At 34.2% G+C, this 16,577-nt stretch carries 12 protein-coding genes; 9 read left to right on the top strand and 3 right to left on the bottom strand.

Features of this window, described 5'->3' with window-relative positions; translation table 11 throughout:
- Nucleotides 1–8: 8 nt before the first annotated feature.
- Nucleotides 9–758, bottom strand: a complete 750-nt coding sequence (locus SOM12_RS07160) for a hypothetical protein (protein WP_320492900.1) — start codon at nt 756–758, stop codon at nt 9–11.
- A gap of 358 nt (nt 759–1,116) precedes the next feature.
- Here SOM12_RS07160 and SOM12_RS07155 point away from each other — a divergent pair, with 358 nt between their 5' ends.
- Entirely contained in the window at nt 1,117–2,862 is a 1,746-nt protein-coding gene (locus SOM12_RS07155) for an ABC transporter ATP-binding protein (RefSeq protein WP_320492899.1), read from the top strand.
- A gap of 270 nt (nt 2,863–3,132) precedes the next feature.
- Here SOM12_RS07155 and alaS read toward each other — a convergent pair whose 3' ends face one another.
- Nucleotides 3,133–5,772: an alanine--tRNA ligase gene (gene alaS / locus SOM12_RS07150; protein WP_320492898.1), complete on the bottom strand. Its 2,640-nt coding sequence runs from the start codon at nt 5,770–5,772 to the stop codon at nt 3,133–3,135.
- A 276-nt stretch (nt 5,773–6,048) separates the two neighbouring features.
- Here alaS and SOM12_RS07145 point away from each other — a divergent pair, with 276 nt between their 5' ends.
- The 8 genes from SOM12_RS07145 to SOM12_RS07110 all read left to right on the top strand — a co-directional run bounded on the left by SOM12_RS07145 (nt 6,049) and on the right by SOM12_RS07110 (nt 13,530).
- Entirely contained in the window at nt 6,049–7,026 is a 978-nt protein-coding gene (locus SOM12_RS07145) for a M23 family metallopeptidase (RefSeq protein ID WP_320492897.1), read from the top strand.
- A 48-nt stretch (nt 7,027–7,074) separates the two neighbouring features.
- The gene (locus tag SOM12_RS07140) at nt 7,075–7,407 is read left to right on the top strand and encodes a MerR family transcriptional regulator (protein WP_026730479.1); all 333 of its coding nucleotides are present in this window, start codon (nt 7,075–7,077) and stop codon (nt 7,405–7,407) included.
- A 34-nt stretch (nt 7,408–7,441) separates the two neighbouring features.
- The gene (locus SOM12_RS07135; protein ID WP_095928713.1) at nt 7,442–8,026 is read left to right on the top strand and encodes a LemA family protein; all 585 of its coding nucleotides are present in this window, start codon (nt 7,442–7,444) and stop codon (nt 8,024–8,026) included.
- 31 nt (nt 8,027–8,057) lie between these two features.
- The gene (locus tag SOM12_RS07130) at nt 8,058–8,495 is read left to right on the top strand and encodes a TPM domain-containing protein (protein WP_095928712.1); all 438 of its coding nucleotides are present in this window, start codon (nt 8,058–8,060) and stop codon (nt 8,493–8,495) included.
- Between the two features lie 3 nt (nt 8,496–8,498).
- Complete coding sequence (locus tag SOM12_RS07125) at nt 8,499–9,338, top strand: TPM domain-containing protein (protein WP_320492896.1); 840 nt, start codon at nt 8,499–8,501, stop codon at nt 9,336–9,338.
- A 93-nt stretch (nt 9,339–9,431) separates the two neighbouring features.
- Complete coding sequence (locus tag SOM12_RS07120; RefSeq protein ID WP_012023964.1) at nt 9,432–9,845, top strand: RrF2 family transcriptional regulator; 414 nt, start codon at nt 9,432–9,434, stop codon at nt 9,843–9,845.
- A gap of 251 nt (nt 9,846–10,096) precedes the next feature.
- Nucleotides 10,097–12,643: a TonB-dependent receptor gene (locus SOM12_RS07115; RefSeq protein ID WP_320492895.1), complete on the top strand. Its 2,547-nt coding sequence runs from the start codon at nt 10,097–10,099 to the stop codon at nt 12,641–12,643.
- A 146-nt stretch (nt 12,644–12,789) separates the two neighbouring features.
- On the top strand, nt 12,790–13,530 hold the full coding sequence (locus tag SOM12_RS07110) for a DUF2490 domain-containing protein (RefSeq protein WP_253251770.1): 741 nt from the start codon (nt 12,790–12,792) through the stop codon (nt 13,528–13,530).
- Between the two features lie 188 nt (nt 13,531–13,718).
- On the opposite strand, the gene SOM12_RS07105 is transcribed toward SOM12_RS07110, so the two are convergent.
- On the bottom strand, nt 13,719–16,469 hold the full coding sequence (locus SOM12_RS07105; RefSeq protein WP_320492894.1) for an outer membrane beta-barrel protein: 2,751 nt from the start codon (nt 16,467–16,469) through the stop codon (nt 13,719–13,721).
- Nucleotides 16,470–16,577 lie beyond the last annotated feature (108 nt).

Raw genomic sequence — 16,577 nt, 5'->3', positions numbered from 1 at the left:
GTTGGCTCTTAATAAAAATATTCAGTGTTACCTAAACTATCAGATCCTGTATTAACTTCTTTAGTTGGGTATCCTTGATCATTATAGGTAAAAGTGCTGTTTCCCCATAAATCACCATCTGCTGTATCTGTTAGGATATTGAATTTAACTCCATTTGCTTCTCCATCAACAAATGCGATTTTATCCATTCCTAAAATATTTTTAGTTGCATTGTTTTTATTATCATAAGTGTATTTATGATCTGGTGAGTTAGTGCTTGTAATTTCGCTTACTTCACCATTTACAAATTTAATTGTAGCTGTTCCAGAAGGAACATTTTGTAAAACATCATTTCCTGAATATCCTTTCACTGAAATTGTACCATCTGTATTATACGTATAAACTTCCTTATATCCTCTTAATACTGCTACTCCTTCCTCATATTCATATTCAACTCTTACAAAAGTTGATAGCTTTCCATCAGTAGTGTATGTAAAAGTATTTACTTGTTCTGATTTTCCATTAGGAAGTTTGAAATCAATTTTTGTAATTAAATCTCCTGTATAAGTATAATGCAGATTAAAAAATCCAGTATCATCTGTTGCACTTACTATTTTGTTACCGTCGTACTTATAATTAATGGTAGCTTTATCTCCATCTGGATTTGTAATAACAGTTTTTTTTAGTAAAACAAGATCTGAAGAACTTGATGAATCATCGCTTGAACACGATGTCAAAACTAGTGCTAAAGCACCAAAAAGGCATAATAATTTTTTCATTTTGATTTGGTTAAAATTCTTAATGGAGCAAACGTAGTACAATCAAAAATCAAAACCTTACGGGATTCCTCATCGAAGCATATTTTACAATTAAAAAGATCATTAATACACTAATAACAAACAACATAAAGGATCACTTGGTAAGAAAACGTTCTAAAAGACATGCATCTTAAAACACAATACCTCTTGTATGACTTCTATTATTTTTGAGTAAAAAAAATTGAACACGTAAAAAAACTTTAAAAACTCCATCAGTTAATTCACCTGTAAAAAAATTACATTTTTAATAACAAAAATGAACTTCACAAACTAAAACAATTCCTTATTTTTGCATCTTCCATTTTTTTTAAAATCTTATATGAAATTATTATATACCTACATTATCAAACATAAAATGCTTCTGTTTTTTGCTTTGATAATGGCTACTATCAACATTTGTTTCAGTTTATCTGACTCTGTAATTACAGGAAAATTAATGCAGGACTGTGGCGTCGGTCTGGCAAAATACAAAGGAAATGAAATCGGATTTATAAAATCTTTAGCTTTTTGGCTTGGGCTTTCACTTGGTGCTGCCATGATTTCCAGAATTACCAAAAACTTTCAGGATTATTTTACCAATGTGGTAATTCAGAGAACCGGTGCGCAAATGTATACCGACGGAATCAAAAAGTCTCTAGATCTTCCTTACGCCGAATTTGAGGATCAACGAAGCGGTGAAACTTTAAGCAAATTGACAAAGGTTAGAATCGATTCAGAAAAACTGATTACACTTTCTATCTCTCTAATTTTCCAAACTATTATTGGTTTCATTTTCGTAATCGTTTATGTAGCCCGAATTGATATGAGAATTTCAATTATCTTTTTAATTACTGCTCCAATTATTGCTTTGGTAAGTTTGTATTTAGGAAAAAAGATCAAAGTTGTTTCTCGAAAAATCGTGAATCAAACCAATGCATTGGCAGGTTCTACTACCGAAAGTTTACGAAACATCGAATTGGTAAAGAGTCTTGGCTTAACGTATCAGGAAGAAAAACGTTTAAACTTAAATACTTTTAAGATTCTTCAACTAGAGTTACAAAAAATAAGATTTATTAGAAGTTTAAGTTTCATTCAAGGAACAACCGTTCATTTCTTGAGAACTTGTGTTGTTTTTGCTTTGTATTATTTCTTGTTTGGAGGAAAAATTATCGTTGGAGATTTATTGACAATGGTATTCTTCACCTTCTTTATTTTTGGCCCTTTGCAGGAGTTAGGAAACTTCATCATCGCTTTGAACGAAACAAAAGTTTCAATGGAGAATTTCAAAAACTTACTGAACGCTCCAAAAGAATTCCGTCCAAAAACTCCAATACATATTGGTGCAATTCAGAAACTGCTTTTCGAAAATGTGAGTTTTCAGCATAAAACTGCCAAATTTAAAGCCGTTGAAAATATCAATTTCGAAATCAAACAAGGTCAGACCGTTGCCTTTGTAGGTCCGTCAGGATCTGGAAAAACAACTTTGGTAAAATTGTTAGTCGGATTGTATACTCCAGAAGAAGGTCAGGTTTTATACAATGATATTGATTCTACAGAAATTGATTTACTAGATTTAAGAAAACAGCTTGGTTTCGTAACTCAAGATGCACAATTATTCTCTGGAACAATCCGCGAAAACTTATTATTCGTCAAGCCAAATGCAACCGACGAAGAACTTTATGATGCTTTAAAACGCGCCAGCTGTGACAAACTTCTGAGACGCGCCGAAGATGGTTTAAATACTACAATTGGTGAAGGCGGAATTAAAGTTTCTGGAGGTGAAAAACAGCGTCTATCTATCGCAAGAGCTATTTTGAGAAATCCGAATTTATTGATTTTTGATGAAGCGACTTCTGCTTTAGATTCGATTACCGAGGAAGAAATTAACGATACGATACGAAATATTTCAGATAAAAACAGAATTACTGTTTTAATTGCACATCGTTTATCAACTGTTATGCACGCTGATAGAATATTTGTCTTAGAGCAAGGTAAAATCATCGAGCAAGGCAAACACGAAGATTTAATTGTTGAGAAAGGGCTTTATTATGCTATGTGGCGCCAGCAAATTGGAGAGCGTAAGTAGTTTTTTTTAAAGGTTCTGAGGTGCTAAGAAACTAAGGTTCTAAGTTTTTTATGCCTTATTTGTCATTTCGACGAAGGAGAAATCTCCGCAAGTAACTCCGCAACCGGAATCCAATCTTTGTCGAGCTTCTCGTGGAGATTTCTCCTCGTTGAAATGACTTAAAATGAGAAAATACTATAAAATACAAAAGCCGAGAGATTTTACAATCTCTCGGCTTTTTTGAATATATAAAAAAACTTAGAACCTTAGTTCCTTAGCATCTTAGAATCTTTATTTCACAAAATCCACAGCTTTAGCAAGCGCTTCCCCAATTCCATCAACATTTTTACCTCCTGCCGTCGCGAAGAAAGGCTGACCTCCTCCTCCACCTTGGATGTATTTACCTAATTCACGAACTACTTGTCCTGCATTTAAGTTTTTCTCTGCTACAATTTCTTTAGAAACATAGCAAGTTAACATTGGTTTTCCTTCGTGAGCAGTTGCTAAAACTACAAATAAGTTGTTATAAGAACCACCTAATTCGTAAGCTAAATCTTTTGCACCTTCTGGGTTTAAATCTACTTGTTTTGCTAAGAATTGAACTCCGTTGATTTCTTGTAATTCTTTAGCCAAATCAGCTTTCATATTTTTAGCTTTATCTTTCAATAAAACTTCCAATTGTTTTTTCAATTGAGCATTTTCATCTTGTAATGCTTGAATCGCTTTTACAGGATCTGGCGCATTTTTAAGCACTTCTTTAATTTCTCCAAAAGAAATTGCTTGAGACTCAAAATATTCTTTTGCAGCTTCACTTGTGATAGCTTCAATTCTTCTAATTCCAGCAGCAACAGCTCCTTCAGAAACAATTTTAAAGTGCCAGATGTCAGATGTATTTGCAACGTGAGTTCCTCCGCATAATTCGACAGAATCTCCAAATTTAATGGTACGAACTAAATCACCATATTTTTCACCGAACAAAGCAATCGCTCCATCTTCAAGTGCCTGTTCTTTCGGAATCGCTCTTTTCTCTATTAATGGTAGACTCTCACGAATCCTTGCATTTACAAAGTTTTCAACCTCTAATAATTCCTCATCAGTAACTTTAGCAAAATGAGAAAAGTCAAAACGTAAAGAAGCATTTCTTACCATCGAACCTTTTTGCTCAATATGCGTTCCTAAAATCTTGCGTAAACCTTGGTGCAATAAATGCGTAGCCGAGTGGTTTGACGAAGTTTTAGCTCTTTGGTTTGCATCTACAACAGCATTAAAAGTTGCTGTAATATTTTCTGGCAACGATTGTGTTAAATGTATCGTTTGGTTGTTTTCTTTTTTAGTGTCGATGATATAAATGATATCTCCGTTTTGCGCTTCTAAATATCCTTTATCTCCAGTTTGTCCTCCACTTTCTCCATAAAATGGAGTAGCATTGAAAACTAATTGGAAAATTTCTCCATCCTTTGCACTTTCAACTCTACGGTACTTCGTAATCTTAACTTGTTGTGATAATCTGTCATAACCAACAAATTCCTGAATTTCATCTTCAACAATTACATTCCAGTCACCTGCAGTTACTTTAGAAGCTGCACGAGATCTTTCTTTTTGTAATTGTAATTGCTCTTGGAATCCTTTTTCGTCTAATTTCAATCCTTTTTCTGAAAGAATCAAAGCCGTTAAATCGATTGGGAAACCGTAAGTATCATACAATTCAAAAGCTTTTTTACCGTCGATTGTATCTCCTGCATTATTTAAGATTACAGCATCCAAAAGAATTAATCCCTGATCTAATGTTCTTAAGAAAGAGTTTTCTTCTTCACGAATAACATTCGAACAAAGTGCTTTCTGTGTTCTGATTTCTGGGAAAGAATCTCCCATTTGCTCGCTTAAAGTTTCAACTAATTTGAAAATAAATGGCTCTTTTGTTCCTAAGAAAGTAAATCCGTAACGAATAGCACGACGTAAAATTCTACGAATTACATATCCTGCACCCGTGTTAGAAGGCAATTGTCCATCAGCAATAGCAAATGCTACCGCACGAACGTGATCTGCAACTACACGAATAGCAATATTCATTTTATTTTGTTCTTCACTAATGTCTGTTACATCATTAGTTGTATATTTTGCTCCAGTAATGGTTTCGATTTCTCTAATTAAAGGCATGAAAACATCAGTATCATAGTTTGATGTTTTTCCTTGCAAAGCCATACACAAACGCTCAAATCCCATTCCAGTATCAACGTGCTGTGCAGGAAGTTTTTCCAATGAACCATCTGCTTTACGGTTGAATTCCATGAATACATTGTTCCAGATTTCAACAACTTGCGGATGATCGTTGTTCACTAAACTTTTTCCAGAAACTAAAGCTTTTTCTTCTGCAGAACGTAAATCAACGTGAATTTCAGAACAAGGTCCGCATGGCCCTTGGTCACCCATTTCCCAGAAATTATCTTTCTTATTTCCAAGAATAATTCTATCCTCGTCAATTAATATTTTCCAAATATCCCAAGCTTCTTGATCAAACGGAACGTTATCTTCTTTACTTCCTTCAAAAACAGAAACATAAAGATTTTCTTTTGGAATTTTGTACACTTCTGTCAATAATTCCCAAGCCCAGTTGATTGCTTCTTTTTTAAAGTAGTCACCAAAAGACCAGTTTCCTAACATTTCAAACATAGTGTGGTGGTAGGTATCAATACCCACCTCTTCAAGGTCATTATGTTTTCCTGAAACACGAAGACATTTTTGCGTATCGGCTATTCTTGGACTTTTTGGAGTTCCGTTTCCTAAGAAAAATTCTTTAAACTGGGCCATTCCCGAGTTGTTGAACATTAAGGTTGGATCGTCTTTAAGTACAATAGGAGCTGAAGGAACAATAGTATGACCTTTACTCTCAAAAAAATCTAAAAATTGTTTACGTACGTCTTGTGATTTCATATTTTAATTAGAAAATGTGTCTGTTTTAATGTGTCAATTTGAAAATTAGATAATTAGCTAATTTATTCATTTGATGATGCGTTAAGTTTTTTATAATGTAATTAAAAAACTTATAATTTAAACAATAAATTACCTACTTTGCGCATTATCTAATGATAAAATAGCCCCAATATCTAATCATTAATCCTTGTAAAAAAGTGTCGAACAACTGAAACATTTAGCAGTTTCGTTCGACTAACTCATTTTACAAGGTGCAAAAATAGCGTATTTTAAAATATGGCGAAAGTAAAATATTATTACGACTCAGAAAATCTGGCTTATACGAAAATAAAAACCAGAAAAAGAATAAAAATTGGTTACGCATTCCTGTTTTTATTGGCTTCAGCACTATTTGGATTTTTAGTTTTTGTACTTTTAATAAACACGCCTTATTTCGAAACCCCAAAAGATCGTTTACAGGCACGTGAAATTGAAAATTTAAAACTGCAATATTCCATTTTAAATAAAAAACTGGACGAAATCGACGCTGCCGCAGATGCATTAGAAGAACGTGACAATAATATTTACCGTGTATATTTTAACAAAGCTGAAATTCCAGATTCGATTCGGAAAGCTGGTTTTAGAAGTTCTGACAGATACAAAGCGCTAGAAGGATATAATAATTCTCAATTGGTTTTAAATGCAACCAAAAGAGTCGACAAACTATCGAAGCAGTTGGCCATTCAGTCTAAATCTTTAGATGATATTTTAAAATTAGCTGGAGCTAAAGAAAATTTATTGTTAGCGATTCCTGCCATTCAGCCAGTTCGAAATGAAAATTTAAAACGTGTCGCGTCAGGTTTTGGATACCGAATTGACCCTTTCACGAAAGTGAGAAAAATGCATAACGGAATGGATTTTACCGCCAATACTGGAGCTCCCATTTATGCAACAGGTGACGGTGTTGTAGAAAGAGCTGACAATACAGCTTCGGGATACGGAAACCACATCGTGATCAGGCACGGTTTTGGATATGAAAGTTTATATGCGCATTTAAGTAAATACAACTGCCGTCCGGGGCAAAGAGTGAAACGAGGCGATGTGATTGGTTTCGTTGGAAGTACGGGTAGATCTGAAGGTCCGCATTGTCATTATGAAGTGCATAAAGACGGAAAAGTCGTAAATCCGCTGAATTTCTATTACGGAAATATTTCGGCTGTAGAATATGTGGCGATTTCGCAAATGGCAAACCAAGAAAACCAATCATTAGATTAATATCACGAAAAAATAGTATTTTTGAAATAAAATAGAAAAAAACAAATCATGCATATTGAACTTTCTAAAGACAAGAGATATTACAGTATTGGCGAAGTTGCCAAAGCTTTTAATGTCAATGCCTCTTTGATACGATTTTGGGACAGCGAATTTGACATTCTAAAACCTAAAAAAAATGCAAAGGGAAATAGAATGTTCACTCCAGAAGATGTTACCAACCTTCAATTAATCTATCATTTAGTAAAAGAAAGAGGTTTTACGCTTGAAGGTGCCAAAATACACTTAAAAGAGGGTCAGAAGAAAACGTTAGATAAATTCGAAATAATACGTAAATTAGAGTCGATAAAAACGCAACTGAACGACATCAAAAACGAATTGTAATTAAAAATAGAAATAAACTTAAATCAAAACAAATATGAAAAAGTGGTTAATCCCTGTAGGAATTATTGTAGCACTTATTGCTATTATCGCATTTTGGTCGATTGGTATTAAAAATACTGCTTTGCAACACAGTCAGGCTGTTAATAAAGAATGGGGAAATGTTCAAACGGCTTACCAAAGACGTAATGATCTTATCGGGAATTTAGTAAACACTGTAAAAGGTGCTGCTGACTTTGAAAAAGGAACTTTGACAGCAGTAATTGAAGCTCGTGCCAAAGCTACATCGGTAACTATCGATCCTAGCAATGTTACACCAGAACAATTAGCAGCATTTAACCAAGCTCAAAGTGGCGTAAGTTCATCATTATCAAGATTATTGGTATCTGTTGAGCAGTATCCAACTTTAAAAGCAAACGAGAATTTCTTAAAATTACAAGACGAATTAGCAAGTACTGAAAACCAAATTTTAACTGCTAGAACTCGTTTTAATGAAGCTGTACAAGTTTACAACGGATACGTTTTAAAGATTCCAAACAACTGGTTCTTGAGCGAATACAAAGAAAAACCATACTTTGAAGCCTCTACTGGAGCTGATAAACCTGTTGAAGTAAAATTCTAAAATCTACAATCTAAACTCTAAAATCATTTTCATGTCAAAAGTAGAAGATTTTTTAACCAAAGAAGAAGAGCATGAAATTGTTGAAGCAATTCGCGTGGCCGAAAACAATACTTCTGGCGAAATTAGAGTACATATAGAAAAAACAACTTCTAAAGTCCATTTTGATCGGGCTTTAGAAGTTTTTCATGAATTACGAATGGATGAAACCAGATTGAAAAATGGAGTATTACTCTATTTTGCAGTTGAAGATAAAAACTTTGTGATTTGTGGAGACAAAGGAATTAATGATGTCGTAGCTAACGATTTTTGGGATTGTACCAAAGACATTATGGTGAATCATTTTAAATCCGGCAATTTTAAACAAGGAATTGTTGACGGTATTTTGAATGCCGGAGAACAGCTCAAAAAATATTTTCCGTCTCAGGAAGATGATGTAAACGAACTATCTAACGAAATCTCAAAAGGATAAATAATGAAAAATTCCAAAATTAAAATCCCAAATTCCAATAGAATTTTTCAGATTACTTTTTCGTTTATCGCATTATTTATCAGCAATGCTATTTTTGCGCAATTTGAGATTCCACCCAAACCAAGTTTCCAGACTTCTGTTTACGATTACGCTAACATTTTAAGTTCTACAGAAAAGGCACAATTAGAAGAAAAACTAATTCGTTACTCTGATTCAACTACTACTCAAATCGTAGTAATTACAATTGAGAGTTTAAAAGGAGAAGATGTAAGCCAATTAGCAACTAAATGGGGGCAAACATGGGGAATTGGAGGAACTAAAGAAGATGATAATGGAGTGGTCATTCTTTTAGCTAAAAATGAAAAAAAAATTGCCATCAATCCTGGATACGGTCTGGAAGATCGTTTAACGGCAGGTATTGGCGGAACAATCATCAGAAATATTATTATACCTGAGTTTAAAGCAGGTAGTTTTTACAACGGCCTTGATAAAGGAACTGATGCTATTATTGATGTTTTTAAAGGAAAATACAAAGGCGAACGCAAACAAGCAAAAGGACAAGATTTTCCTATTCTGCCTTTTATTGTAATTGTTGTAATTGTTTTAATCTTACTCGCTCGAAATAAAAGAGGCGGAGGAGGAAATTCTGGCAACAATGGCGGCGGAGGCCCTAGCCTGCTCGATGTTATTATTCTGAGTAATCTTGGAAGAAGTGGCGGAGGAGGCGGATTTGGAGGCTTCGGCGGCGGATCATCTGGCGGTGGTTTTGGCGGAGGCGGTGGCTTCGGAGGCGGATTTGGCGGTGGAGGTTTCTCTGGCGGTGGATCTAGCGGAGGCTGGTAATTTATTCTGGTTCTAATTTTCCTCGTTTCAGGTTTCAAGTTTAGGTTTCAATCTTAAAAAATCATACATTTACATTTTACAATTTATTAATAGATGTTATCACATAAAGCAAAATACGCCCTTAAGGCCTTACTTTATTTAGCAGAACAAGACGAAAATCACATTTCTAGAACTGTAGAAATCGCTGATGGCGCTAACATTCCTAAAAAGTTTTTAGAGCAGATTTTATTAGATCTAAAACGCGGCCGTTTTGTAAGCAGTAAGCAGGGAAAATTTGGCGGATACTATCTAATTAAATCCAAAAATGATATCACTTTGGCAGAAATTCACCGATTATTTGACGGTGCAATTGCCCTTTTGCCATGCGCTTCTTTAAATTTTTACGAGCCTTGCTCTGATTGTAAAACCGAGTCTGAATGCAGTCTTCGTCACGGTTTAATGCTAATTAGAGATAAAACTTTGAAGGCTATGGAAGGCATCACAATCGCCTCATTGGTAAAAAAATAAAAAAATATTTTCTAAAGTCTAGTAAATCGATAGAATTAATTATATATATTTGCCAAAAATAATTAACTAATCATTTACAAAATTTTAACTCATGAAAGTACATTCTAGTAAATCAGGTGGACAAAATCTTTTGCAAAAAAAACATAATTATAATTTCACAACTGTGAATACTGCTTCATCTATGCTGTGTATGTGTTGGTAAAAAAAATTTAATTTTAAATTCTACTAATCATATATACTTAATATAAAAAATGAAGACATCTATAAAAAATATACTTACACTACTTGCAGTTTTAACATTCTCAATCTCATTCGCACAAAAAATTGACGGGGTTGTTACAACAGATCAAAATATTCCTTTAGAAGCAGCCAATGTGGTAATTAAAGGAACCACTTTTAGCGCGATTACAGATTCTGAGGGAAGATTTTCGATAGAATCACAAGGAAAATTACCACTTACAATCCTCGTTCAATACATTGGTTATAATACTGCTGAGCTTGAAATTACAGCTATCCCTGCTTCACCATTATTGGTGACTTTACGCGAAGAAAACAAACTTGTTGAGGTTGTAGTTTCTTCAAGAAGAAGAATTGAAAAAGTACAAGACGTACCTATTGCCGTTTCTGTAGTTACAGGAAAACAAGCAGAAGCAGCAGGAGCTTTCAACGTAAACCGTATTAAAGAATTGGTTCCTTCTGTACAATTATATTCTTCTAATCCAAGAAATACTGGAATCAACATTAGAAGTTTAGGTTCACCATTCGGACTTACCAACGATGGTATCGATCCTGGAGTTGGTTTCTACGTAGACGGTGTTTATTATGCTCGTCCTGCAGCAACTACTTTAGATTTTATCGATGTAGAACAAATCGAGGTATTACGTGGTCCACAAGGTTCTTTATTCGGAAAAAACACAACTTCTGGAGCTTTTAATATTACATCTCGCAAACCAAGTTTTACAACTGGTGCCGATTTTGAATTGAGTTACGGAAATTATGCCTTTTTACAAGCTAAAGCTTCTATCACTGGAGCATTAGGAAAAAAAGTCGCTGGTCGTTTATCTTTCTCAGGTACACAACGTGATGGTTTAATTGATAACATTGCGACAGGAAGACCAACCAATACTTTGAACAATCAAGGTTTTAGAGGACAATTATTATGGACTCCTACTGAAAATACAAACATTACTTTTGCAGGAGATTTAACAACACAGCGTCCTGACGGATATGCGCAGGTTGTTGCTGGTGTTGCCCCTACTCAAAGGGCTGCATACCGTCAGTTTGATGCTATTATTAAAGATTTAAATTATCAATTGCCAAGTTTAAATGCTTTTGACCGTAAAATAGATCACGATACACCTTGGCGTTCTGGACAAGATTTAGGAGGTGTTTCTTTAAACATTGATACAAAAATTGGAGGCGGAACTCTAACTTCTACAACTGCATGGCGTTTCTGGAACTGGGATCCGTCAAACGATAGAGATTTTACAGGATTACAAGTTTTAGCTAAATCTCAAAACCCAACAAGACAAACTCAGATTACACAAGAAGTTCGTTATGCTGGACAATTAACTTCAAAAATTAGTGGTGTTGCAGGAGTATTCTTTATCGATCAGACCTCTCAGACAGATGGTACAGAAGAATCAGGAAATGCACAATGGAGATTCTCTCAAAGTACAACTAGTCCATTATGGAAAACTCCAGGTCTTTTTGAAGGATACGGAATTAAAACTGACGCAAGAATTAGAGCTTCTAGTGCTGCAGTATTCGCACAGCTTGATTGGGCTGTTACAGAGAAATTCCACATTTTACCTGGTTTGAGATATAATTTTGATAAAAAAGATGCAAGTTATTCTCGTAAAACTTATGGAGGACTTCAAACTACAGATCCTGCCTTATTGGCTTTGAAAAAATCGGTTTACTCTGATCAGGCATTTGACTCAGATACTGACAATACAGACTTTTCTGGAAACTTAACGCTTACTTATAAAGCATCAGACAAAATCAATGCTTATGCAACTTATGCAAAAAGTTACAAGCCAGTTGGAGTTAACGTAGCAGGTCTTCCAACAAACGCAGCAGGACAGCCAATGACAGACCTTGCAGTGGTTAAGCCAGAAAAGGTAAATCATTATGAAATTGGAGTAAAAACATCTCCGTTTAAAAACTCAATTTTCAATTTAACGTTCTTTAATACTGATATCAAAGATTTCCAAACTAACGTTCAGGCAGCTGAATTGGGTGTAAACCGTGGATATCTTGCCAATGCAGATAAAGTACGTGTAAGAGGTGCAGAATTGGATGCAAGTTTTGTTATCAATTCGCATGTAACAATTAATGGAGCGGCAACTTATACAGATGGTAAATATGTGAAGTTTACTAATGCGCCACTTCCGTTAGAAGAAACTGGAGCGCCAGTTGCCTTCAAAGATGTTTCTGGAACTGAATTGCCAGGAGCTTCAAGATGGGCAGGTTCTCTTGGAGGTGAACTTTCGGATAAAGCAAAATTCTTTGGTAATGCTGGAAAAATTTTCTTCGCCGCTGACGGATATGCTCGTTCTGAATTTTCTTCAAGTCCTTCGGCTTCAAAATATTTAGTCGTACAAGGTTATGCAATCTTTAATGCTCGTTTAGGTTTCCGTGCTTCGCAAGGTTTATCTATTCAGATTTGGGGAAGAAACCTTTTCAATAAAGATTACTACGAGCAATTATTGCCTGCAGGTGGTAACTCAGGTCAATATGCTGGAGTTCTTGGTGATCAAAGAACTTACGGAGTTACATTCAAGTATTCACTGTAAGATGGTTAGTTAGTTTTAGTATTAAAAAGGGATACATTTTAAAATGTGTCCCTTTTTTTTATTTCACAAAATAACTTTCAAATCAAATTTTAAAATAGACGGAAATAAGATCATTTGTATAAATTCGCAGCCTGAATTTATAGTTTTTGAACAGATCTTTTAGATTACTTTTTACCATAATCTTTCTTTGCCAGCTAATTACTGGGCAAAATCAAAGAAATATCGACCAGCAGACTTTGACCTGGATTCGATACTATAATATTTTTCCGTTATCCGAAAAATGGGCTATTCATTCTGAATTTGATAATCGAAGCTTTGTAAACCCTGTTCACGAAAATCTTTTCGTTATACGGTCTCAAGCTCGTTACAGAGCGACTAATATGATGGATTTTGGTGCTGGATTTGCTTTTTTTAGCGTCAATACTCAAAACCCAAACCTTGACCCTGATTATTCTGTTCCCGAATATCGTGCACAGCAAGATCTTACTTTAATTAATGATATTGCCAAAATAACTTTTCATAATCGCTTTCAGCTCGAAGAACGATTCATTCAAAAAGCAGATAAAAATGGACTTTTAGACGAATTCTCATTTGCTTACCGATTTAGATACCGATTACAATCTATGTTTACCCTTTGGGAAAAAGAAGGAAGAAGCATAAAAGGAACTATTTCTGACGAAGTGTTATTCAATTTCGGAAAAGATAATCGTAGAAATACTTTCGATCAAAACCGTTTTTACGTTGCTTTACGTTATCATTTCAATCCAAATCTTGGTTTGGAGCTGGGTTATTTAAAGAACTTTCAAAGACGCGCCAGCGGTGTAGATTTTTACGATCGTGATATTATCCGATTCACGGTTTACCATAGAATTAATCGGAAATTTTAGATTTTAGATTTTAGATTTTAGATTTTAGATTTTAGATTTTAGATTTTAGATTTTAGATTTTAGATTTTAGATTTTAGATTTTAGATTTTCTAATAAAAAAACCGAAAATCAAAAATTTGATTTTCGGTTTTTTTAATCTTTGAGCCTTAGAACCTTAGCTTCTCAGTACTTCAGAACCTAAAAAAAACTCACGATCCTCTCTGTTTTCTTCCTTTTTTGCTTTCAGCAAAGTTTCCAATTTTATAGGCTAGAGAAAACATTACGTAGCGTTTTAAAACTGTATTTTCTTCATCTCGAATTGAGGTTGGCGAAATGGTTCTTGTGGCACTTTGGTTTTGATTTAAAACATCATACACTTTCACTTTTGCATATAATTTTTTATCCAAAAATCCGTAAGAAAGACTCGTATTCCAAAGGAAGAAATCTTTTTTGAAATCGTCTGAGATATTAGAATTATAAGTATATCCAAAATCATTTCCGAAAATTAAATTAGCAGGCCAATAGGATGTTGTCTGCAAATTAATTCTATGAATTACGTTTGAAGTCGCATCTCTAGAATAGTTTTCATATCGTGTTTCGTTGTACGATAAACTATAAGATGGCGCGATTGAAAGCACTTCTCCATAATCATAAGAAGCATAAACACTTGGCGTAATTACAACCGATTTTGCATTGTACATAATAGCATTTGTAAATCCTTTATCAAAATTATAATTACCGCTTAAACGCAAGCCATATCTTAAAGTATGAGCATCTTTTTTAACCTGCTGATTCCAGTTTCCTCCAACAGAAGCCGAATACGTTCCCGAAATATTTACATAAGTTGTATTTCTTTTTCCGCTATCATCATAAATAGAAGTTGAAACTATATCATTATTGTAGTAATCTCCTTTAAGGAACAGGCTATAGCCAGAACGTGTTCTAAAGTCAAAGTTTTTAAAATCGATTCCTGCCGTATTTTTCTCAATCGGATTTAAATTTGGATTACCAATTACACTATTCAACGGATTATTTAAATCTGCAACTGGCATTAATTGTGTTGCCGACGGAAGCGCATTAGAATAATCGTATTTAAAAGTTAAATTTTTAGAACGATTAAATTTATATCGAAGTTGTGCCGTTCCGTACGGAAGCATGTATCTTTTATTCAAATCGGTTGTTTGATTTAAATAAAAAGAATGATTATCAAACTCTACAATTGATGTTCTAGAATTGATATTAAGCGTGTATTTACTTTTCTGCCAACTGATACCAACTTTTGGTGTAATCGAATTTTGTTTGGATGTGGTATAATTTGTTAAGGACAAATTTAAATCTGAATAGTCTTGTGAAGCATCATCAAAATTAAATGTCTTTTGATCGTTCATCGAACTTTGCCAGTCAAAATCGGTACCAAAACGAACGCGAAGCGAATCTGTAATTGGCTCTGTATATTCTAAATCTAGTGAATAAGCATCGCTTTTTGAAGTATTTTTTGCGTTCTGATTTCTTTCGTCGCTCGGTTTATTATCCTGATAGAAAATCGTCTCAGAAATATTGATACCGTTCGAATCATTTTTAGTGTTATTGTTATTAAAAACTACACTTAAATTTCGCGACTTTTTTTCAAACGTTTTGTTGAAATTAATGCTGTTGGCAAAACTTGTATTTGAACTTTCGGCATGCGATGTTGCCGTACTTTCGTTCAACGCATCGCCATTTTCATTTTCAGAGAAAGTCGAAGAAGACGAATTACTATTTGATTCCGATAAATTCAATTTAGGAGCAAAAACAATCTGCATCGTAGGATTGATTTTGTATTCTAATTCAAAATTGGCCTTGTTTCCTGTATTTTCATTTCTAGTTTTAGAATCGGCTTCTGTCAAGATATTTCCCGTTGGCAAAAAACTAAGCTGGTTGGATTTGCTGTCATTTTTAGTCACCGCATTTGTAAAGTTATAACTGCTCATAAACTCCAAATCTTTTGTCCAATCGTCAGAATAATTAATCCCAGCCAAAGTCGACTGTGTAATCCCTTTTCCTCCACTGCTCGCACCTTGACTGCCTCCTTTTGCATTTCTTCCTCCTCCCATATTATCAAACACCTCATCCATAGAGAATCCGGTTGAGTTGATATTATTTGAAGATGCTAAAACACTAATTTTTTGTTTGTTCTTAAAGAAATTCATCATCAAACTACTTTCATAGCGTTCGTCTGAACCATATCCTCCAAGTACTTTACCAAAATACCCTTTGTTTTTCTTTTCGTCGATTGTAATATTTATACTCGAATAATCTGAAGTAGATTCTTGTTTAGAAAGTTCTTCTTTTTTGGTTTTAAAATCAGAAACCTGAACTTTTTTAATAATATCTGCCGGAAGGTTTTTAATCGCAATAGCTCCATCTTTATCAAAAAATGCTTTTCCGTTCACTAAAACTTGATTGACTTCTCGTCCATTTACGGTAATTTTTCCTGTATTGTCAACATCAAATCCTGGCAACTGTTTCAATAAAGTTTCCACATTTGCATCTGGACGCACTTTATAAGATCCGGCGTTAAATTCTAATGTATCTTTTTTGATGGTAATCGGCGGTGCTTCGCTTTTTATGATTACCTCATTTAAGACATTTGCATTTTCAAGCATGTACAATTTACCAAAATCTTTACTTTCTGTAAGTCCTTTTTGTTCTTCGTAATACGCTTGGTATCCCGTATAATTTACTTTCAGAAAAACGGGCTTATCATACTTTTTAGTATTGATAATGAAATTTCCGTTTTTATCGGTCGTAGCATATTCAATAATGGTTGAATCTTTTACCGCTGTAAAATAAACGGTGGCGAGTTCTAGCGGAAGTTGCGAGTTAATATCGACTACAGTTCCTTTAATAACAATATTGTTCTGGGCATTTGCCGAATATACAAAGGCTAAAAACAATAGTAATGAATAAATTCTGGTCATAAAATTAGGTTAGTTAGATCAGTAAGACTTTAAAAAACGCAAAAGGTTTAATTGTATTTTTTACATTTATCCAAATATAATGCCAATAAAAAATTGATCTTTTAATTA

The sequence above is a fragment of the Flavobacterium sp. CFBP9031 genome, from assembly GCF_034044945.1.
In the GTDB taxonomy this organism is placed as follows: domain Bacteria; phylum Bacteroidota; class Bacteroidia; order Flavobacteriales; family Flavobacteriaceae; genus Flavobacterium.
Note: the sequence above shows the minus strand (reverse complement) of the source record. Positions and strands in the feature narration are given on the sequence as shown.

What these genes read in the sequence shown, in the direction of transcription:
- SOM12_RS07155 (WP_320492899.1), top strand. Translation starts at nt 1,117, where the DNA reads ATGAAATTATTATATACCTACATTATCAAACATAAAATGCTTCTGTTT.
- SOM12_RS07130 (WP_095928712.1), top strand. Translation starts at nt 8,058, where the DNA reads ATGTCAAAAGTAGAAGATTTTTTAACCAAAGAAGAAGAGCATGAAATT.
- SOM12_RS07120 (WP_012023964.1), top strand. Translation starts at nt 9,432, where the DNA reads ATGTTATCACATAAAGCAAAATACGCCCTTAAGGCCTTACTTTATTTA.
- SOM12_RS07135 (WP_095928713.1), top strand. Translation starts at nt 7,442, where the DNA reads ATGAAAAAGTGGTTAATCCCTGTAGGAATTATTGTAGCACTTATTGCT.
- SOM12_RS07145 (WP_320492897.1), top strand. Translation starts at nt 6,049, where the DNA reads ATGGCGAAAGTAAAATATTATTACGACTCAGAAAATCTGGCTTATACG.
- alaS (WP_320492898.1), bottom strand. Translation starts at nt 5,772, where the DNA reads ATGAAATCACAAGACGTACGTAAACAATTTTTAGATTTTTTTGAGAGT.
- SOM12_RS07105 (WP_320492894.1), bottom strand. Translation starts at nt 16,469, where the DNA reads ATGACCAGAATTTATTCATTACTATTGTTTTTAGCCTTTGTATATTCG.
- SOM12_RS07115 (WP_320492895.1), top strand. Translation starts at nt 10,097, where the DNA reads ATGAAGACATCTATAAAAAATATACTTACACTACTTGCAGTTTTAACA.
- SOM12_RS07140 (WP_026730479.1), top strand. Translation starts at nt 7,075, where the DNA reads ATGCATATTGAACTTTCTAAAGACAAGAGATATTACAGTATTGGCGAA.
- SOM12_RS07160 (WP_320492900.1), bottom strand. Translation starts at nt 758, where the DNA reads ATGAAAAAATTATTATGCCTTTTTGGTGCTTTAGCACTAGTTTTGACA.
- SOM12_RS07125 (WP_320492896.1), top strand. Translation starts at nt 8,499, where the DNA reads ATGAAAAATTCCAAAATTAAAATCCCAAATTCCAATAGAATTTTTCAG.